Annotated in this window: 19 protein-coding genes; 17 read left to right on the top strand and 2 right to left on the bottom strand. The window is 61.0% G+C overall.

Annotation, left to right across the window (positions count from 1 at the left end; all coding sequences use genetic code 11):
• Positions 1 to 20 precede the first annotated feature (20 nt).
• The 6 genes from XH80_RS14325 (at position 21) to XH80_RS14300 (ending at position 5,738) form a co-directional block, all read left to right on the top strand.
• Positions 21 to 1,571, top strand: coding sequence for an ABC transporter substrate-binding protein (locus tag XH80_RS14325; protein WP_271599110.1), 1,551 nt, complete (start codon positions 21 to 23; stop codon positions 1,569 to 1,571).
• Positions 1,572 to 1,771: 200 nt separating this feature from the next.
• The gene (locus XH80_RS14320) at positions 1,772 to 2,743 is read left to right on the top strand and encodes an ABC transporter permease (protein WP_271599109.1); all 972 of its coding nucleotides are present in this window, start codon (positions 1,772 to 1,774) and stop codon (positions 2,741 to 2,743) included.
• Complete coding sequence (locus tag XH80_RS14315; protein WP_271599108.1) at positions 2,740 to 3,579, top strand: ABC transporter permease; 840 nt, start codon at positions 2,740 to 2,742, stop codon at positions 3,577 to 3,579. Before XH80_RS14320 ends, XH80_RS14315 begins: the two co-directional genes overlap by 4 nt.
• A 2-nt stretch (positions 3,580 to 3,581) precedes the next feature.
• Positions 3,582 to 5,201: an ABC transporter ATP-binding protein gene (locus tag XH80_RS14310; protein WP_271599187.1), complete on the top strand. Its 1,620-nt coding sequence runs from the start codon at positions 3,582 to 3,584 to the stop codon at positions 5,199 to 5,201.
• 166 nt (positions 5,202 to 5,367) lie between these two features.
• Positions 5,368 to 5,532, top strand: coding sequence for a hypothetical protein (locus tag XH80_RS14305; RefSeq protein WP_271599107.1), 165 nt, complete (start codon positions 5,368 to 5,370; stop codon positions 5,530 to 5,532).
• Positions 5,529 to 5,738: a hypothetical protein gene (locus XH80_RS14300; RefSeq protein ID WP_057746117.1), complete on the top strand. Its 210-nt coding sequence runs from the start codon at positions 5,529 to 5,531 to the stop codon at positions 5,736 to 5,738. The genes XH80_RS14305 and XH80_RS14300 overlap by 4 nt, the downstream gene beginning before the upstream one ends.
• 20 nt (positions 5,739 to 5,758) lie before the next feature.
• Here XH80_RS14300 and XH80_RS14295 read toward each other — a convergent pair whose 3' ends face one another.
• The gene (locus tag XH80_RS14295; RefSeq protein WP_271599106.1) at positions 5,759 to 6,046 is read right to left on the bottom strand and encodes a hypothetical protein; all 288 of its coding nucleotides are present in this window, start codon (positions 6,044 to 6,046) and stop codon (positions 5,759 to 5,761) included.
• Positions 6,047 to 6,248: 202 nt separating this feature from the next.
• Between XH80_RS14295 and XH80_RS14290 the strand changes: the two genes are divergently transcribed.
• The 10 genes from XH80_RS14290 to XH80_RS14245 all read left to right on the top strand — a co-directional run bounded on the left by XH80_RS14290 (position 6,249) and on the right by XH80_RS14245 (position 17,194).
• The gene (locus XH80_RS14290) at positions 6,249 to 6,569 is read left to right on the top strand and encodes a hypothetical protein (protein ID WP_057746824.1); all 321 of its coding nucleotides are present in this window, start codon (positions 6,249 to 6,251) and stop codon (positions 6,567 to 6,569) included.
• A gap of 224 nt (positions 6,570 to 6,793) precedes the next feature.
• Positions 6,794 to 7,519, top strand: a complete 726-nt coding sequence (locus XH80_RS14285; protein ID WP_271599105.1) for an outer membrane protein — start codon at positions 6,794 to 6,796, stop codon at positions 7,517 to 7,519.
• 167 nt (positions 7,520 to 7,686) lie between these two features.
• Positions 7,687 to 9,828 carry a methyl-accepting chemotaxis protein gene (locus XH80_RS14280; RefSeq protein WP_271599104.1) on the top strand — a complete coding sequence of 714 codons (2,142 nt, stop codon included), beginning with the start codon at positions 7,687 to 7,689 and terminating at the stop codon, positions 9,826 to 9,828.
• 692 nt (positions 9,829 to 10,520) lie between these two features.
• On the top strand, positions 10,521 to 11,567 hold the full coding sequence (locus XH80_RS14275) for an ABC transporter substrate-binding protein (RefSeq protein ID WP_271599103.1): 1,047 nt from the start codon (positions 10,521 to 10,523) through the stop codon (positions 11,565 to 11,567).
• 2 nt (positions 11,568 to 11,569) lie between these two features.
• Positions 11,570 to 12,340 (top strand): ABC transporter ATP-binding protein, encoded by a 771-nt coding sequence (locus tag XH80_RS14270; RefSeq protein WP_271599186.1) that lies wholly within the window; start codon positions 11,570 to 11,572, stop codon positions 12,338 to 12,340.
• A gap of 10 nt (positions 12,341 to 12,350) precedes the next feature.
• Complete coding sequence (locus tag XH80_RS14265; RefSeq protein ID WP_271599185.1) at positions 12,351 to 13,100, top strand: ABC transporter permease; 750 nt, start codon at positions 12,351 to 12,353, stop codon at positions 13,098 to 13,100.
• Between the two features lie 25 nt (positions 13,101 to 13,125).
• The gene (locus XH80_RS14260) at positions 13,126 to 13,959 is read left to right on the top strand and encodes a nucleoside phosphorylase (RefSeq protein ID WP_271599102.1); all 834 of its coding nucleotides are present in this window, start codon (positions 13,126 to 13,128) and stop codon (positions 13,957 to 13,959) included.
• A 46-nt stretch (positions 13,960 to 14,005) separates the two neighbouring features.
• On the top strand, positions 14,006 to 15,040 hold the full coding sequence (locus XH80_RS14255; protein WP_271599101.1) for a s-methyl-5-thioribose-1-phosphate isomerase: 1,035 nt from the start codon (positions 14,006 to 14,008) through the stop codon (positions 15,038 to 15,040).
• Complete coding sequence (locus XH80_RS14250) at positions 15,040 to 16,533, top strand: amidohydrolase family protein (protein ID WP_271599100.1); 1,494 nt, start codon at positions 15,040 to 15,042, stop codon at positions 16,531 to 16,533. The genes XH80_RS14255 and XH80_RS14250 overlap by 1 nt, the downstream gene beginning before the upstream one ends.
• 28 nt (positions 16,534 to 16,561) lie before the next feature.
• Positions 16,562 to 17,194, top strand: a complete 633-nt coding sequence (locus XH80_RS14245) for a class II aldolase/adducin family protein (protein WP_271599099.1) — start codon at positions 16,562 to 16,564, stop codon at positions 17,192 to 17,194.
• Positions 17,195 to 17,209: 15 nt separating this feature from the next.
• Here the strand turns inward: XH80_RS14245 and XH80_RS14240 are convergent, their stop codons facing one another.
• Entirely contained in the window at positions 17,210 to 18,796 is a 1,587-nt protein-coding gene (locus XH80_RS14240; RefSeq protein ID WP_271599098.1) for an aminotransferase-like domain-containing protein, read from the bottom strand.
• 184 nt (positions 18,797 to 18,980) lie between these two features.
• Between XH80_RS14240 and XH80_RS14235 the strand changes: the two genes are divergently transcribed.
• Positions 18,981 to 20,042: an MBL fold metallo-hydrolase gene (locus XH80_RS14235; protein WP_271599097.1), complete on the top strand. Its 1,062-nt coding sequence runs from the start codon at positions 18,981 to 18,983 to the stop codon at positions 20,040 to 20,042.
• The last annotated feature ends 44 nt before the right edge of the window (positions 20,043 to 20,086 follow it).

The raw sequence follows: 20,086 nt of genomic DNA, 5'->3' as shown, positions 1-20,086 counted from the left end.
GCGCTTGAGAAAGATACGACATGTCGAAACGAGTGTTGCTTGGTCTCCTCCTGGCCTGTGGCCTCACGGCCTCCGCGCTGGCTCAGGAGCCGAAGGCGGGCGGCGTGATCAATGCCGTGATCCAGCCGGAGCCGCCCGGCCTGATGCTGGCGATGGTTCAGAACGGTCCGGTCCAGATGGTGTCGGGCAACATTTTCGAGGGCCTGTTGCGCTACAGCCCCAAGCTCGAACCGCTGCCGGAACTCGCCGAAAGCTGGAACGTCAGCGAAGACGCCAAGACCTATACGTTCAAGCTCCGGAAGGGCGTCACCTGGCACGACGGCAAGCCCTTCACCTCCGCCGACGTGCTGTTCTCGATCGAGATGCTGAAGCAGACCCACGCACGCGCCCGCGCCAATCTGGTGCAGGTCGACAAGGTCGAGGCGCCCGACGACACCACCGTCATCTTCACGTTGAAGCAGCCGTTCGGCCCGTTCCTCGGTATCTTCGAGGTCGGCTCGATGCCGATGGTGCCGAAGCATCTCTATGAAGGCACCGACTGGAAGACCAATCCTTACAACAACGCGCCCGTCGGCACCGGCCCCTTCATGTTCAAGGAATGGCAGAAGGGCTCGTTCATTCGTCTGGTCAAGAACCCGAACTATTACGAGAAGGGCAAGCCCTATCTCGACGAGATCTACTGGCAGGTCATTCCCGACGCCGCCGCGCGCTCGGTGGCCTATGAGACCGGCAAGGTCGACGTGCTGCCCGGCGGCTCGGTTGAGAACTTCGACGTGCCGCGGCTGTCCAAGCTGAAGGACACCTGCGTGACCGGTGCCGGCTGGGAGTTCTTCTCGCCGCTGGCCTGGCTGTGGCTGAACAATCGCCAGGGCCCGCTCGCGGACAAGCGGGTGCGGCAGGCGATCATGTATGCGATCGACCGCGACTTCGCCAAGGACGTGATCTGGAACGGGCTCGGCAAGGTCGCGACCGGCCCGTCGGCCTCGACCATCAAGTTCTACACCGGCGACGTGCCGAAATACCCCTACGACCCGGCCAAGGCCAAGGCGCTGCTGAAGGAAGCCGGCTACAAGGGCGAGAAGATCCGCCTGCTGCCGCTCGCCTATGGCGAGACCTGGCAGCGCTGGGGCGAAGCGGTGAAGCAGAACCTCCAGGACGTCGGCATCAACATCGAGACCATCGCCACCGATGTCGCCGGTGGCAACCAGAAGATCATGGACTGGGATTTCGATATCGCCTTCACCTATCTCTACCAGTATGGCGATCCCGCGCTCGGGGTGGGGCGCAACTACGTCTCCAGCAACATCGCCAAGGGCCAAGTCTTCAACAACGCCGAGGGCTACGTCAATCCCGAGATCGACAAGCTGTTTGCCGACGGCGCGGTCGCAACACCTGATAGCAAGCGCAAGGAGATCTACGACAAGGCGCAGAAGATCCTGGTCGAGGACGTGCCGGTGGCCTGGATGCTCGAGCTGCAATTCCCGACCATCACGCGCTGCAAGGTCAAGAACCTGATCACCACGGGGATCGGGGTCAATGACGGCTTCAAGGACGCGTGGCTCGACAAGTGAATGGCGGTGCCCACCTCTCCCGGAGGGAGAGGTCGGATCGCATCGCAGATGCGATCCGGGTGAGGGCTTACGCTTTCTCATCGAACCTGAGCTCGCGGAACCTGAGCCCCCTCACCCGCGCCTGCGGCGCGACCTCTCCCCGTTGGGGAGAGGTGTTCGTCCCGGCGAGACCGTCTCCAACTAACTGCATACGAGTATAGATGCTCTCCTTTGTCGCCCAGCGTGTCCTCAAGGGCGTGATCGTCCTGCTTGCGATCGTGGTCCTCAATTTCTTCCTGATCCGGCTGGCCCCCGGTGACCCCGCTGTGGTGATGGCGGGCGAGGCCGGGGCCAGCGACCAGATCTTCGTGCAGCAGCTCCGGGAAAAATTCGGCCTCGACAAGCCGCTGCCCGAGCAGCTCTTCATCTACGTCAAGGGTATCGCGACCCTCGATCTCGGCTTCTCCTTCCGTCAGCAGGCACCTGTCGCGAAGCTGATCGCGGAGAGGCTGCCGGCGACGCTGCTGCTCACGCTCACCGCATTTGCCATCTCGCTGGCCCTCGGCGTTCTGTTCGGCACCTTCGCCGCCCGCTTCGCCGGGACTTTCCTCGACACCGGCATCACCATCTTTGCGCTGATCTTCTACGCCACGCCGATCTTCTGGGTGGCGCTGATGGGCATCCTGCTGTTCTCGGTCACGGTCGATTGGCTGCCGAGTTTCGGCTACGAGACGGTCGGCGCGAACTTGCCCGGCTTTGCTCATGTCATCGACGTCGCAAAGCACCTGATCATGCCGGCGATGACGCTCGGTCTGTTCTTCATGGCGACCTACACCCGGATGACGCGCGCCTCGATGCTGGAGGTGAAGCGGCTCGATTTCGTCAAGACCGCGCGCGCCAAGGGCCTCTCGGATTCCGTCATTCAGCGCCGCCATGTGCTGCGCAATGCGCTGCTGCCCGTGGTGACACTCGCCGGCGTGCATGCCGGCACGCTGATCGGCGGCGCCGTCATCACCGAGACCGTGTTCGCCTGGCCCGGCATCGGGCGGCTGATGTACGACGCGCTCCTGCAGCGCGACTACAATCTGCTGCTCGGCGTCTTCGTGACCTGCTCGGTCATGGTGCTGATCTTCAACCTCATCACCGACCTGGTCTATCGCCTGGTCGACCCGCGCATCGAATTCGCATCATGAAGCAGTTCTGGACATCGATGCTGAGAAGCCCGAGCGGCGTCATCGGGATCATCATCCTGCTGCTTGCGATCTCGATCGCCGTGTTCGGGCCGCTGCTGTTCCCGAATTCGCCCTGGCGCATGGTGCAGCGGCCGTTCCTGCCGCCCTTCACGCTTTCGACCGTGCCGCTCGGCACCGACGCATTGGGGCGCGACGTATTCGCCGGCATGATCTTTGGTGCGCGAGTCTCGCTGCTGGTCGGCCTCATCTCGACGCTGGCCGCGCTGGTCGTCGGCGTTCCCATCGGCGCCATGGCCGGCTATTTCGGCGGCAAGGTCGACGACGCCTTGATGCGCTTCACCGAATTCTTCCAGACCATTCCGAGCTTTGCACTGGCGATCGTGCTGGTCGCGATCCTGCAGCCCTCGATCTATTCGATCGTCACCTCGATCGCGGTGGTGAGCTGGCCGCCAGTGGCCCGCCTCGTCCGCGGCGAGGTGTTGTCGCTGCGCACGCGCGAATATGTCCAGGCTGCCGTGGTCACGGGCCAGAGCAACAGCAGGATCATCCTGCGCGAGATCCTGCCCAATGCGCTGTCGCCCGTGATCGTGCTGGCCTCGCTGATGGTCGCGACCGCGATCCTGTTGGAATCCTCGCTGTCGTTCCTTGGCTTGGGCGATCCCAATCTGATCTCCTGGGGCTACATGGTCGGCGCCGGCCGCACCGTGATCCGCCAGGCCTGGTGGATCACCGTGTTCCCCGGCGTCGCGATCCTGATCTCGGTGCTCGGGTTGAACCTGATCGGCGAAGGCCTCAATGACGCGCTCAATCCGCGGCTATCGCGGGAGGGACGCTGATGATGACCGCCCCGCCCGCCGTCTCGATCAAGAATCTCAAGATTGCGCTGCCTGAGGGCGCCGAGCGTCCCTTCGCGGTCGATGGCGTCTCGCTCGACTTGCGACCCGGCAAGATCGTCTGCGTGGTCGGCGAATCCGGCTCCGGCAAATCGATGTGCGCACATGCGCTGATGGGCCTGCTGCCGGACACCGTTTCGGTGACCTCTGGTGAGATCCAGTTCGAAGGCCGCGACCTGCTCAAGCTCGACGACGACGGCTGGCGCGATCTGCGCGGCCGCCGCCTCGCGATGATCTTCCAGGAGCCGATGACCGCGCTCAATCCGTTGATGCGGATCGGCGACCAGATGGCGGAGATGTTCGAGGCGCACGGCCTGCTGACGCCCAGGGAGCGACGCGCAAAGGCGTTGTCGCTGGCGCGTGAGGTCGGCCTGCCCGATCCCGAGCGTATCGTGCGGGCTTATCCACACCAGCTCTCCGGCGGCCAGCGCCAGCGCGCCATGATCGCGATGGCGCTCGCGCTCGAGCCGGCCGTGCTGGTCGCAGACGAGCCGACCACTGCGCTCGACGTCACCACGCAGGCGCAGATCCTCAAGCTGATCCGCAACCTCCAGCGCAACCGCAACATGGCGGTGATGTTCATCACCCATGATTTCGGCGTGGTCGCAGATGTCGCCGACCAGGTCGTGGTGCTCCGCCATGGCAGGGTCGTCGAGGAAGGCCCGGCTGCGACCGTGTTCAACGATCCGCAGCACGATTACACCAAAGCGCTGCTCGCCGCCGTGCCGTCGATGCACCCGCCGAAACGTGCAGCGCTCGACGATCAGGCCAAGGCCGTCGAGGTGATCGGGCTGGACAAGACTTACGTCACCTCCGGCGGTTGGTTTCGCGAGGACCGCCGCGTCGATGCCGCGCGCGCAGTCAATTTCAATATCCTCAAGGGCGAGACGCTGGGCCTCGTCGGCGAATCCGGCTCGGGCAAATCGTCGGTGGCGCGGCTCGTGATGCGGCTGATCGAGGCCGACCGCGGCACAGTGCGGATTGGAGACACCGATCTCACGCAGCTCTCGGGCAAGGCGCTGCGCGCTGAACGCCATCGCATCCAGATGATCTTTCAGGATCCATTCGCCTCGCTCAATCCGCGGCGCAAGATCGGCAACATCATCGCCGACGGCCCGATCGCGGCCGGCATTGATCCGAAGGTCGCGTTCGACCGCGCCCGCGATCTCCTCAAAATGGTGGGCCTGGACGCCGGTGCGCTCGAGCGCTATCCGCACGAATTCTCCGGCGGCCAGCGCCAGCGCATCGGCATTGCGCGCGCGCTCGCGCTCGAGCCCGAGATCATCGTCGCCGACGAAGCCGTCTCGGCGCTCGACGTCTCGGTGCAGGCGCAGGTGCTCAAGCTGCTCGAAGACCTCAAGGCGCGCCTCGGCCTGTCGATGCTGTTCATCACCCACGACCTGCGCGTCGCAGCGCAAATCTGCGACCGCATCGCGGTGATGCAGCGCGGCGCCATCGTCGAGCTGAAGCCGACGGTGCAGCTGTTCACCTCGCCGGAGCATGCCTACACGCGCGAACTGCTCGCGGCGGTGCCGGGGCAGAAGGAACGCGCGCCAGCCGCGTGAGGCGCGGTTCCATCCGGTATTCCGGTCCGCCTAGGAACGGATCGGTCACGGGTTTTTTATCCCCTGTGACTGCCTGCACGGCTGCAACGATGAAGCCGGCGCCCCACATTCGCATGGAATGATTTCCATCATCTGATGATGGATCTGACATCTATTGGAGACCGATATGGGCCAGATTGTTCAGTTTGTGTCGAAGTCCGAGCGCGAGCGTCTTCGCCTCATCCAGGAAGCGCGCGCGATCTACGACAGCATCTTCCCGCCGACCGATCCGGGCAGCGAGCAATCGGGCGGAGCCGATACGCGCCAGAGCGACAGGGGCAATCTCGCATGATCAAGATCGTCGCCGTGCTTTGCAGCCTCGCCTCACCGTCAAATTGCCACGAACAACTCGTCACCAGCTCCGACTTTGCGCAGGTCTCGGTTCAATCCTGCCTGATGGGCGCGCCGCAGCTTGCCGACTGGATGAACCAGCATCCGGCCGAACGCCTGGCGGCCTGGCGCTGCGTGATCGGTCAGCAGAACGGCCGCGGAATCTAGCGGCGCAGTCGCGCATGATTTCACTTTGGATTGGTATTGCTCCAGGTCGGAACCGCATTGGTGACGCCGACCGTCGGCCAACTGTATGCTCCTATCGACGGCGCCGTGACCGTGCCGACCGTTTGCCCTGATGAGCCGTAAGAGGGCCTCGGCTGGGCCGCGATCACGCTCGGACTGCTATAAGTTGGCGCCAGCACGCGCGTGCTGTGGTGGCCGCTGGATCTCTGCTTCTTCGCTTCGGCTGCGAAAGGCGCTGCCACCAGGCTGGCGGAGACGAACGCCGCAATGGCGAATTTGATGCTTGTCATGGCCGATCCCTTCCTCGTCAGGGCCTGCTCTGCCATCTGTTCATGTATCGGACGATTTTCCAGAGCAGCACGTTCATAACTCCGTGCGCACACGGACGTGCCGGGACCGGCGCCGCGCGGACTGGCGCCGCGCGATACTCGCCTTCGGATCGACCCGAATCAGCGCTAGGGCATGGCACTGAGCTTTCCGGACGCGAGTGACATGACCGGCCCCGAACTGAAGCAACTCCGCAACGACCTCTCAGACGCCATCGAGCGGAAGCTCACCGCAGCCGATATGGCGAAGCTGTGCGCGCTGCCGGAGCAGGGGGGCGCCGACACCATCCGGCGCTGGGAGGTCAGCGGCCCAACGCTGGCCGCGACCAAGGTGCTGCGCGTGCTCGCGATGGCGAGCGAGCGCTATCCGATCCTGGAGAAGTTCGACATCTTCGATCGCCACGACGTGCGCGAGGAAGACCGCCCCGCCAAGCGCGCGGCCTTCCGCGCGCAGATGCGCGACGAGGTGCGGCGGCGGCTTGGTTAACGGAACGCGTGCGCTGGTTACCGCAGGCTGCGCGAATTAAGCCTTCCTTCACCACTTCTTAAGCCGCCATTAAGCACGAAAATCAATTGCAGCCCAATAAGTTAGGTTGGGGGCCGTTGTGCCACGCATGTGACAGCATTTTCCTCAAAAGCGAGCTATCTGCAAAACCAACGCGGCGCGGACTGCGCGCCTGCCGGGGACCTGAAGTGTTGGAGTTCGAGACGATGAAGAAGATTCTGTTTGCGACCGTTGCGCTGCTCGTGGTGGGCGCGTCCGCGCCGGCGATCGGTGCCGACCTCGGCGCCCGCCCCTATTACAGCAAGGCCGCGCCGGCCTATGCCGCGCCGATCTACAACTGGACCGGCTTCTACATCGGTGCGCATGTCGGCGGTGCGTTCTCCAGCGACAATAATTTCAACGGCCTCTCCACCGGCAACAACGGCAACGGCCGTTTCCTCGGCGGCGTGCAGGCCGGTATGGACTGGCAGGTCAACCCGAACTTCGTGGTCGGCGCCGAAGCCCAGTATTCCTGGCTCTCCGGCAGCGTTGGCGCGGTGTTCCCGGGCGGCGTGGCTTACACCAACGATCAGCGTGGCCTCGGCTCGATCACCGGCCGTGTTGGCTACACCTGGGGCCCGGGCCTGGTCTACGTGAAGGGCGGCTACGCCTATTCCGACAATAATGAGAAGGTGACTGTTGGCGGCGTGCCGACCGGCTTCATCATCTCCGGCGATCACAGCAACGGCTATACCGTTGGTGCCGGTCTCGAATACATGTTCGCACCGAGCTGGTCAGCCAAGGCCGAGTACCAGTATTACAATTTCGGCGATGCGCACTTCACCGCGGGCCCGCTGGTCGGCACCGGCAACTTCACCACCGACGACCATACCTTCAAGGCCGGTCTCAACTACCGCTTCAACTGGGCCAGCCCGGTCGTCGCGCCCTACTGATCACGCCTCATCAACGCTTCTCGCTAACAAGGGCCGGCATCGCTGCCGGCCCTTTCTTTTTTCGCTCTGCGGAACTGCCAAGCATTTGTGCAACATGCTATTTTTTAACCCGCGCTGACGATACTGCGCAGCGAAAATAAGAGATCATTGCTGTGGGGGAATTTTCGATGGCGATCCGTCCGAGCTTGGGCCGTTTCAAGCCGCGCTTCAAAATGCCGAAATGGGGATTGCGGGGCAGCCTGATTGCGGCCTTCGCCGTGATCGCAGGCATGGGCCTCGTGATCGCAGCCGGCGCCGGCTTCGTGTTCAACCATCTCGGCTCGACCATGATGGATTTGAGCGGCCGCGACATCCCCCGCCTCGCCGCCAGCCTTCAGCTCGCCTCGCAAAGCGCGACGCTCGCAGCACAAGGCCCCGGCCTGCTCGCTTCTCCCAGCGATGACGCGCTGAACGATCGCACCAGGAACGTGAAAGAGATCCAGCAGCAAGCGATGGCCAAGCTCGGCGAGATCATCGAGCTTGGCGCCGACCAGCAGACCGCGAACGCGCTGCGCGACACCGCCAAGAGCATCGACGAGGCCACCCAGAGCCTGGTGTCGGCGGCGCGCGAACGGCTCGACACCGGCGCGCTGCACGACAAGCAATATGAAGCGCTGCGCAAGGCGCAGATCGCGTTCGTCGGCGCCGCCGGCCCCGCGATGCTGGATACACAGACGCGCCTGAACGCGATCCTCGGTTCGGCGGAAGTCTCGGCCGACGACGCCACCGAGGCCGCGCGCACCGTCGCCCAGGTCTCGACCATCTCCGCCAATGGCAATCTGATGGCCGCCGACATGATGGCAGCACTCTCGGCCAACAGCAGTGATACGCTCGAGGCGATCGAGAAGGAATTCAAGACCACCCGCGACCGCGTCAAGTCCAACCTCGAGGACCTCCCGAACATTCCCTCGATGCAGGCCGTGCGCAGCGCCGTGGAGAAGCTGTTCGCGTTCGGCGAAGGCAAGACCGGCGTGTTCAAGATCCGCCAGAAGGAGCTCGACTCCATCGACTACGGCCAGACCATCCTGGACGAGACCCGCAAGCTCAACGTCGGTCTCGGCATCAGCGTGCAGGCGCTCGTCGACGGCGTGCAGAAGGAGACCAATGCGTCGACCTTCCGGGCCCGCCAGGAGATCTCGCTCGCCACGACGGCAATGCTGGCCCTCGGCGGATTGACGCTGATCGGCTCGGCGCTGTTCGTCTGGCTCTATGTCGGCCGCAACATCCTGCGCCGTATCCGTGAGCTTCAGCGCGCCATGCAGCTGCTCTCCGCCGGCGACCTCGACACCGAGATCGTCCGCTCTCGTCAGAATGATGAGATCGGAGCGATGAAGGAGACGCTGACGGTGTTCCGCGACAGCATGATCGATGCCCGCGCGCTTGCCGGCGAGCAGGACAAGGATCGCGTAGCCAAGGCCGAGCGTGCCGCGCGCCTGGAAGCCAAGATCGCGGAATTCGAGGGCACGGTGCGCACCGCGCTCGACAATCTCGCGCGATCGGCCAATTCGATGCAGGCGACCGCGCAGAGCATGTCGACCACAGCAGACCAGTCCAACGCGCTGGTGAACGCGGTTGCCTCCGCCGCGGAGGAGACCTCGGTCAACGTGCAGACCGTGTCGTCGGGCACCGAGCAGCTGTCTTCGTCGATCGAGGAGATCAGCAAGCAGGTCGTCACCTCGGCTGCGATCGCCAAGAAGGCGGTGGATGAAGCCAGCGCCACCGACGCCACGGTGCAGAGCCTTGCCGACGGCGCAAGCCGCATCAGCGTCGTGGTCGATCTGATCCAGACCATCGCCTCGCAGACCAACCTGCTCGCGCTCAATGCCACCATCGAGGCGGCGCGCGCAGGCGAAGCCGGCCGCGGCTTCGCCGTGGTGGCCTCCGAGGTGAAGAGCCTTGCCAGCCAGACCGCGAAGGCGACGGAGGAGATCCGCACCCAGATCGCCAGCATGCAGCAGGTCACGACTTCGGCCGTCGGCGCCATCCAGGGCATCGGCCGCATCATCGGCGAGATCAACGACGTCACCACGACGATTGCGGCCGCGGTCGAGGAACAGGGTGCCGCGACCCGCGAGATCGCCCGCAACATTCAGCATGCCGCGGGGGGCACCAGCGAGGTCTCCAGCAACATCGTCGGTGTGTCCACGGCTTCGGCCGAGGCGGGCGCTGCGGCCACCGAAGTGCTGAGCGCGTCCGACGCGCTCCGCCGCGAGGCCGACATGCTGCGCGGGGAAATCGACGCGTTCCTCAACAATATGCGGGCGGCGTAAGCCGCCGTCCCGCAAGGCGGATGGTGCGAAAGCGTCATCCGCACGAAGGACATCAAAACAGGAAAGGGCCGAGAGAGAGGAGCCGATCCGCGCTCCCTCCTCTCCTTTGCCAGGCCGCCTTTCTGCAAAAACTGCAAAACAACCCCATGCACAGTAGAACCGCGGTTGCTCGCCGGCACGGGATCTGCTCGGTTACGTCATTGGCGCGTCGAGCAAACAGGCGGCAAACCAGCAAGGATCGCCACATGTGCGGCGCGGGTTCGTCTTCGTAACCAGCCGCGCCGTCCGTCGGCCGCGATTGAGGTCAACGCTATTTCGTATTTTTCGAATACCGTTTGACCCGTCGGGCAAAACAGTGGTACTATGTCATGCTGGCCATCCCAAAGCAGCGAAAGCCAATCGCCACAGGCAGCGCGCGAAGTCCCCGCTTCTGTCGGGCCTCCGGACCAACAGTGCGATAGGCAACCGCACTGTCGCTGTAATTCCCGTGTCTCACCTCCGGGGGGCAGTCCAGTCCCTGGGTGTCACCTAATCTTCGTAATCCCAGTATCAGGCCGGCGGTGGTTCGATTTGTCCCCGCGTGGCGAGTATCAAAGTGGCCCCGAAGAAAGGAAGAACTGGTTCTTAAGAGCCGCCCGAAAGACCGATATGCAAGGTTCTGCAATAATCCGGTCGAAATGTAGGGGGCAATTGTGAGTAAGGACGCAGTTGATTTTACGCCGAACGCACTAGACCGCCGGACCTTTGTAAAGGCAGCGGCGGCAGCCGCAACAACTGGTGCAATTGTCTCTTTTGGTAACACGGCGGCCACCGCTGCGACTCCTGTGCGCATCCAATATGATTGGCTCATAGGCAACGGCCAGATCGGCGATATTGTCGCGCAAAAAAGAGGTTACTTTGCTGAAGAGGGTTTGGACGTAACCTTCGGCCCGGGTGGTCCCAACGCACAGACAGTACCGCCGGTTCTCTCGGGGCAGGCGCAGTTCGCGCAGCTCTCGTCGACCGCCCAATTTTTTACGGCTTACGGGGCCGGGCGGCCTCTGAAGCTTTTTGCATGCGGCTTCAGTTACTCGCCATATGCATACATTTCGCTGCCAAAAAATCCGATACGCACACCGGCGGATTTGGTTGGAAAGACCATCGCGATCAATCCCAACGGACGTTATCTTCTCGATCTCATCATGGTCGCCAACAAGCTGGATCGATCGAAAGTCAAGGTGGTGACGATGGGAACGGATATGGCTCCGCTGATCTCCGGCCAGGTGGATGCGGTTACCGGATTCATCACCAACACAACGGCGTTATCGGTTCTTGGCCCAGATATCGTAACCCTGTTTCCCGCCAAAATTGGCGTTCCCAACTACGCGAATGCGTACTTCACTTCGGAAGACGCATATCCAGTCCAGAAGCAAAACTTGGCGAGATTCATTCGGGCTGCCTCGAAGGGGTGGGGCTGGGCGTTCAGCAATAGGCGCGAAGCCGTCGATATCATGTGCGACGCCTATCCGACGCTGGACCGGCAGATCGAGTACAATACGATCGACTTAATCATGTCGTTGTCATTTGATGAAACGACGAAGCAGTCCGGTTGGGGCTGGATGAGCCGCGAGAAGCTCACCACCCAGGTCGCGCTGTTTAAGGAAACAGGAAACATCCCTCCGAATTCCGCAGGCGTTGCCGAGTCTGTCACGTGGGAGATCCTTGATATGACTGCCGACGTCCGACCGAAGCTGGGTTGAGCATGATGCTGGACGATGCGGCGATCAATGTCCGTAACCTCGAAATGTCGTTCGGCGAGTTGGTCGCCTTTCGCGATTTGTCGATCGACGTCAAACCCGGACGCTTCGTAGTTCTGATCGGACCGTCCGGGTGCGGGAAATCCACTCTGCTTCGTAACATCGCAGACTTGCTGACAAGCACCGACGGCGAGATTCGCGTCTTCGGCGCAAGCCCGGCAGAGAGTAGGCGAAGGCGCCGCTTCTCATTCGTATTCCAGGAAGCGACGCTGCTTCCGTGGCGAAATGCGCTCGACAACGTCAGGCTGCCGTTACAGGTCGGGGGTTGGTCCGGCCTCGGACGGCAAAGCCGGGACGAAAGAGAGCTCCTGGATCTCGTCGGATTGGAAGGCCGCGAGGACGCATATCCATGGCAGCTGTCCGGTGGCCAGCGGCAGCGCGTGGCGATTGCGCGCGCGCTCGTCACTCAACCCGATATTCTCTTGATGGATGAGCCCTTCGGTGCACTGGACGAAATCACTCGCGATGGTTTGAACGAGGAGCTACTTCGGATCTGGCGAGAAACGGGAACGACGATTGTTTTCGTCACGCACAGCTTGGCTGAAGCAGCCTTCCTCGGCCAAAGCATCGTTGTCATGGGGACGAATCCCGGACGGATCGTTGAGCAGATAGATCTAGATGATGAAAAGCCAGGCAATCACATCGAACGCAAGTCAGAGAAATTCTTCAACATCACCTCTCGTCTTCGTGCAGTCCTCGAAAAAGCGCACGGCTAGTGGGTTGGCGGTGAAGAGAGGTTTCTCCTGGATTTGGCCCCTGCTGGGCATCCTGTCGCTGCTTGCCCTGTGGCAGGCCGTGATCGTCGGCTTTCAGGTGCGCCGTTTCATCGCCCCTGATCCTATCTCGGTTGCAAAATCGATCTGGATGAATCGGCAACTGCTCTGGGATAACCTGCGAGTTACGGCGTCGGAAGCCGTGCTTGGATTTCTGGTCGGCAATACTATCGGGATTCTTCTCGCAACCGTGTTCGTACATAGCGAGCGAATTAGGAGGACGTATCTGCCGGTGATCATTCTGTTCAACACCATTCCGATTATCGCGTTATCTCCCGTCTTGATTCTGATCTTCGGGCTGTCGATGACGTCAAAAGTCGCGATTGCCGCAATCATCTGCATGTTTCCGACACTGGTAAACGCGTTGCGCGGGCTTGAGGCGGTTTCGCAATCGGAAATGGAGCTGATGCGCATCCTGTCGGCAAGTCGCAGGGAGGTGTTTCTCCGCCTTCGCGTGCCTCGCTCGCTGCCATTCCTTTTCTCTGCGTTGAGAATCACTGCAACGAGCAGCGTCATCGGCGCAATCGTCAGCGAGTGGGTGGGAGCGGAGTCCGGCATCGGAGTCCTGATAATCCAATCTACCTTTGATTATCGGACGGAGCTTCTCTACGCAGCGATTGCAATGTCGTCAGCGCTTGCCCTCTGCATGTTCGGGATCGTGGCCTTGCTCGAGAAGTATTTCGTTACATGGAAAGCGCACTGAGTGTGGCCTCAAGGAGAATATCGAGATGACTGACAAGCGTTCCGAGATCGCGAGTGCGGCGAATGGCGACACCAGGCGTCACAATCAGCTCAAGGAGCTCGATCTTCCCCGTTACGTGTTGCTTCCCGGCGATCCCGATCGGGTAAACTTAATGGCAAGCCAGTGGAAGAATGCGAAGCTAGTCGACTTGCCACGGGGATACCGGGCTGCTGTCGGAGACTACAAGGGAGTAAGGATTGGGGCGGTTTCCGCAATGATTGGAGCGCCATCCCTGGATGGAGTTTTCACGGATTTGGCATGGCTTGGCGTCGATACGTTTATTCGCGTTGGTACGTGTGGAACGCTGCATGAAGAGATCCGGACAGGCAGCCTGATCATCAATGACGCGGCGGTCAGGCTCGACGGAACCAGTGAAAATTACATTCGCAAGGAGTTTCCCGCGGCGGCCTCATTTGAAGTGACGTTCGCGCTTGTCGATGCCGCGGTGGCTGGCGCCCATTCTTATCGCGTAGGAACCGGCGCGACCACGGCTTCGTTTTGGGTGGGACAGGGCAGACCCGGTTTCAGAAACTATATTTCATTTGAGGGCGAACGGGTTTTTGAAGAAATGAAGCGCGCTGGCGTCCTGAACTTCGAAATGGAAACGGCGACTTTGTTGACGCTCTCGCGGATATTTGGTTTGCGCGCCGGGTCAATCTGTTCGGTGATTGCCAATCGCGTGACCGGCGCCTGGGGTGACAACGGAGGTGTTGCACAGGCATGTCTGGTCGCCGCCGAAGCGGTGAAGCGACTGACGCTTTGGGACCAACGGGTAGCTCAAGCAGGAAGACGAAGCATTATAGCGGCTGATCTTTCCTAGTCGTCCCAACAAACGTTCGTGGAATCTGCTGGTCGAGGAGACGGTGATGAACGCAATCACCATGCCTACAATCATTGCCAAAGGTGTCCTGCTTGAGGACGAGGCGGTCAGGATTCTGGACCGGCGGACCTTCCCCCTGAAGACGGAATACGTGGTTTGTCGGACTTACGAAGATGTTGCCGTTGCGATCGAGCAGATGGTGACGCAAAGCAGCGGGCCGTTCTTTGCGGCAAGTGCCGGCCTTGTGTTAGCCGCCAAGCAGGCGGATCGGATGCGTAGCAACGAAGATCGCCGCGCTTTGCTATCGAAGGCCGCGGTGCGTCTCATCCAGACGCGGCCGACGAACAACAACATCCGCGATGTCGTGACCCATCTGGTGAAGGAGGCCGACGCGATCCTGGGGGATGAGGATATCGGCGTCAAAATGGAGGAATTGGTACGAGCCGCCTGGACCCGTCAGCAGGAGCTCAGTCGCAGTCTCGGAGCGAATGCAGCCAGACTTATCGACAACGGCGACACCATCCTCACGCATTGCTGGGGAGAGTCCGGAATCGTGGAAACGCTAAATGCCACGCTGCATGCTGGAAAGAAAGTAAAGGTCGTCTGCACGGAGACGCGTCCCTATCTGCAAGGCTCGCGGTTGACGGCACATAGCGTCGCGGAAATGGGCATCGACGTCACCGTTATCACCGACAACATGGGGGCACATGCCATGGATCGCGGGATCGTCAGCAAGCTTCTGACGGCGGCCGATCGGGTCACGCTTTCGGGCCATGTCATTAACAAGGTCGGTACACTTCAATTGGCCATTGCAGCCAACAACTTCGGCCTGCCTTTTATCGCGATGGTAAGACTTCCGGACGCAGCGGCATCAACGCCAGATGATGTGCGGATGGAGGAGCGCGACGGGGAGGAATCGCTGCATTGCCTCGGCATGCGCACGGCGACCCCGCTTGCCAAAGGATGGTATCCAGCCTTTGATGTGACGCCGCCGAAATTGGTGTCCGCCATCGCAACAGCTGTAGGCGTGTTCCCGCCGACCTTGATACGGGAACATTTCACTGTGCCGCGGGCATCCTGATGCAAGCCGATAAGAGAATTTGCCTCACGGGTGGTTATACCTGGCCAGGCCGCAGCGCGGTCATGGCACGCGGCGGCGTACTCATATCGGGGAGGCGTATCAGCGACTTGCTCGCGCCACACGAAGAAGAAGAGGCTTCCAGAAGCGCGGACGAAATCATCGATGTGTCTGGCATGTTGATCATGCCGCCGCTGGTGAACGGACATGTTCATTCGACCTCGACCTTGCTCAGAGGTACGGAAAACTCTCTGCCGCTCGAATTGTGGTCTTACTACGCGATCGGTTACGGACATGGCTTCAGCGAGGGTGCTGCGCGATGTGCCGCTCTGACGACCAATATCGAGATGATCAGAAATGGCATCGGCGGCTATATCGATCATTTTCCGCAAACGCGCTTCGTAAACGCGGCGCTTTCGGCGCATGTCCAATCGGGTCTGCGGATCGGCTTCGCGCCATTCTTCGCCGATCTCTGGGACGAAGATATCCTGGGCATTCCGCTTGATCGGGACGTTGTGGGGAGATTGACGCCACGCGCTCCGAGGCTCTCGAGCGAGATCAAGTCAACTTTCACGGACCTCACCGCCGAAATCCGCGGTTCCGGAGAGGGACGAGTTGCTCTGCTCGCCGGCCCAAATTCACCGCAGCGATGCTCCGACGATCTGTGGCGCCTCTGGAAGGATCTGCAGGACACGTTCGGTATCGGGAGTCACACGCATCTTCTCGAAACCTATCCGCAGCTCAAGGCCGCCCGGCGGCGCTGGCCAGGCGGGTTGATCAAGGCGCTAGCAGATGCGGGTCTTCTGAACGATGGCCTGTCCGTTGGCCACGCCATCTGGCTCGATCCAACAGACAGAGAGCTTCTGGCGGACCGCGGGGTCACTGTGTCCTTCAACCCGATCAGCAACGGCATGCTGGGATCGGGACAAAAGCGGATTCGAGATGACCTGGATGCCGGCCTGAATGTCGCGCTCGGTACCGACTGCTCCAACACCGGCGGGCGGCACGATCTCTTTGAAGTGATGCGCCATATGCTGATTTCGGGACGGCAACCGGGCTCCGATTTCGACCGATGGCTGACACCGGAAGAAGTGCTCGATGCCGCGACAACAAGCGGGGCAAGGGCGATCCGCGCGACGTCGGCAACCGGTAGATTGGAAGCCGGCGGCCCCGCGGACATTCTCTTGCTCGATCTTGAAACCAATGGGTTGGCGACATCGCCAAAGACGCTCAACTCTGTTGTCGTTCACGCCGATCCCAGAAACGTTCGCTCGCTTATGATCGATGGTCGCTGGCTGCTGAGAGACGGAACGATCATCGTCCTGGACGAAGCTGCGGTTTTACGAGAAGCGAAACTTGTTGCCGAGAATATACGCTTTGATGCGAGCGAGCGGCTGCGCGACATCAGGACGTTCCATGAGACCTATGCAATCTGGCAACGCGATATGTTTTCCGGTCGATGCTGCCCGACGTGCGGCAGGGTCTCCTGCGACTGAGAACCAGCGGACAAAACATGAGGCGAAGATGTTGAATGAAGCCAGTAATCGCGAAGATCTCACTCGCATCTACCAAGAACTTGATCAACAAGGCCTGATATTCCTGGCCGCAGGCAATATCAGCGTCCGACATGGCGGCGATATGCTGATTTCTCCAACCGGCGCAACAGCCGATACGATTCAGACCTCGTCATTTGTGCGAACGAAGTTCGATGGAAGCTGCCATTCGGATCAAAAGCCGTCGAGCGAATGGTCTATGCATGCATCGATTTATCGTAGATTTCCAAATGCGGCGGCAGTGGTGCACACGCACTCGGACAGTTGTGTCGCAATGGCCTGCACCGGGCAGGCGCTGCCGGCGTTTCACTACATGATTGCCGCGTTCGGCGGTGACGATGTTCGTTGCACCCCTTACGTGACCTACGGCTCGAAAGAGTTGGGAGATTATGCCGTCGAAGCCCTGGTCGGACGCACAGCATGTTTGCTGGGCAACCACGGCATGATCTGTCACGGAACGACGCTTCAAAAAGCTTTCAATGCAGCTTTGCGTCTTGAAACTCTTTGCCGTCAGTTCATCCAGGCGCGACAGGCCGGAACAATCAAGATGCTCAACGACAATGAGATGGCGATCGCGATTGAGCGTTACAAGAGTTACGGTTGATGGGCTAGACAGCGTCTAAGCCGAGATCTTCGCTTTCTGCGACGCTTGATGCCGCATGGCCGCGCGAATGCTTCTCACTGCACCGTCAATTTTCGATTCCGGAATCTGTGAGACTGCAATCCTCAAGCAATTGCGCCTTGCATTCTCGGAATAAAACCGTTCGCCAGATTCAACCAGAATGCCTTGCTTCGTGAGCATTGAGGACAGCACGCCCGCCTCAATGTCCGCGGGCAACTCCATCCAGAACGATGACGCCCCGTCACAATGCTTGACGCGTGCCTCGGGCATCCATCGAGCGATCGATTTTACCATCGTGTCTGTTCGCCGCCGGATGGTCGTCGAGACGTGCCTCATATAGGAGTGGTAGTAACCACGGTCGATAAACATCGCAAGCGCGCGCTGAATGTTGCCCGGCGGATGACGATGTATGAGTCGACGAATTGCGCGTAGCTCACTGATAACGACAGGTGAGGCGACGACGAAACCAACACGAAGCCCTGGTGCAACGCATTTTGACAGGCTGCCCAAATGAATGACCCGCCCCTCTCGATCGAGACTTTTGAGGGAAGGAATCATTTTTGCGTGCGCAAGCAGTTCCGTTTCGTAAGTATCCTCAACAACAATCATATCCTCGCGCCGCGCTCGATCGAGCAACTCGAGCCGGCGCTCGGCGGGCATGACCGCCGTTGTTGGGCAATGATGTCCGGGCATCGCGAAAATCACGTTGCAGGAATTCAATTCATCCGACAGCTGGACACCGAATTCATCGACATTCAAGCTGACCCGCTTTGCCGGCGTTGTTGCAAGAATCTCGGCCATGTCGGTCAGGCCGGGATTCTCGATCCCAACCCTTGTTCCCGCCCTGCAGAGAAGCTGAGCGACGAGATATCGACCTTCCTGGCCGCCGAGAGTTACGAGCAGCTCGTCCTGCTCCGCCCAAATCCCGTGTTTTGGCAGAACATGCTGGCGAAGGCTGGATAACAAGGCGTCGTCATCACGATCGAATGCGTCGCGGCCCCATTCCGCAATTTCAGTCACGGCCAGTGCGCTTCGCTCGCATTGCCGCCAATGATTGATCGGAAATGTACTCGGATCAAACTGGCCATACAGGAGATTGTGAGAAGCGAGCCTCAACTGGGGATCATCCGACGGCCTGACCGGCACCCGACGAGCCGACCGAAGTCTCGAAGGCCAATCGTAGGGTTCGACCGCCTGCACGGGATGAATATCCCGATGCTCGATATCGTTGCGCGCGGCGACAAAAATCCCCGAGCGATCTTTTGCCAGGAGATAGCCTTGCTCGATCAAGGAATCTATCGCTGCAATAACCGTATTCCGACCGATCTTGAGCGATTCCGCTATTGATCGACTGGACGGCAGCCGCACGCCTTCCGGAATCCTCTTTCCGTCTATTGCATCGATAAAAGATGCAACGAGTTGCATAGAAAGCGATCCGCGGGACTTTTGCGGTTTTCGCAACAAGTGATCCCAAACCTGTGCGGGATCGCTCTTTCGCTTGCTGACCTTTGCGCCACCGTAGCTCGCCATCGCGGCTCTCGACGAAATCAACTGGCTCTCACTAAAGAAAAATCTGGTTCTCATCAAGCAATCTCACTGTTTTATCACTCAAGACAGGGTTCGCGCTACGCGCGCCCGGGAATGACGGCGTTTTTTGCAGGCTTCAACCGGGGCATGGAAAAACACCGCCCGGAATGACCGCTATGCGGGCGTGCCGCGCGTCCTTTTTCGGCTGGCGCCCCGCCCGCGCTGGGTTTAAGCCGGTAGCATGAACGCAAAAACCGACACCGTGCAGTCCTCGGCCGAGGCCCTGCGCTATCCCTGGGAGCAGCATCCCGGCCACGACGAGATCGTGGAAATCAGGCCAGGCGTATTGTGGGCGCGGCTGAAGCTGCCGTTCCGCCTCAACCACGTGAACATCTACCTGCTCGCCGATGGCGACGGTTACGCGATGGTCGATGCCGGCTTCGGCAACGAGGAGACGATCGAGGCCTGGACCAAGCTATTCGAGGGGCCGCTGAAGGGCGTCAACATCACGCGCCTGATCGTCACCCATTCGCACCCCGACCATGTCGGCCTCGCAGGCTGGATCGTCGAGCGGTTCAAATGCCCGCTGGTGATGTCGCAGGTGGAATATCTGCAATCGGTCTATCACCAGAACCGCGGTACCGAGGAGCGGCGCGAGGCGCAGCGGCTGTTTTTCCGCCGGCACGGCATGGACGAGTCGCTCACCGAGAAGCTGCTCGGCCGCGGCCAGGATTATCTCAAGCGCGTCTCGGTGCTGCCGCCGTCCTACCGCCGCATCTCGCATGGCGACGAGGTCGTGATCGGCACGCGGCGCTTCAAGGTGATCACCGGCGGCGGCCACGCGCTCGACCAGGTGATGCTGTATTGCGCCGACGACAAGCTGTTCCTGTCCGCCGACCAGGTGCTGAGCAAGATCTCGCCGAATGTCAGCGTGTGGGCGGTCGAGCCCGACCAGAACTCGCTCGGCGAATACCTGGCCTCGCTCGCCAGCCTCACCACTACCCTGCCCTATGATCTCCTGGTGCTGCCCGGCCACGGCGTGCCGTTCTACGGCTTGAAGACCCGCATCAAGCAGCTCGCCGACCACCACGAGGAGCGCTGCCGCCTGATCGCGGAAGCCTGCCGCGAGGTGCCGCAGACCTCGCGCGCGCTGGTGCCCGTCGTCTTCAACAAGCACGTGCTCGACGAGCACCAGATGGGCTTTGCCGCCGGCGAGCTCGTTGCCCACGTCAACTACATGATCGTCGAGGGCCGGCTGACGGCCGAGACCAAGGACGGCGTGCTGCAGTTCCGGACGACGTGAGCGGTCACCGTCATGGCCGGGCTTGTCCCGGCCATCCACGCTCT

This window comes from Bradyrhizobium sp. CCBAU 45384 (genome assembly GCF_028128665.1).
GTDB classification, from domain to species: domain Bacteria; phylum Pseudomonadota; class Alphaproteobacteria; order Rhizobiales; family Xanthobacteraceae; genus Bradyrhizobium; species Bradyrhizobium manausense.
This window is presented reverse-complemented; position numbering and strand designations above follow the sequence as displayed.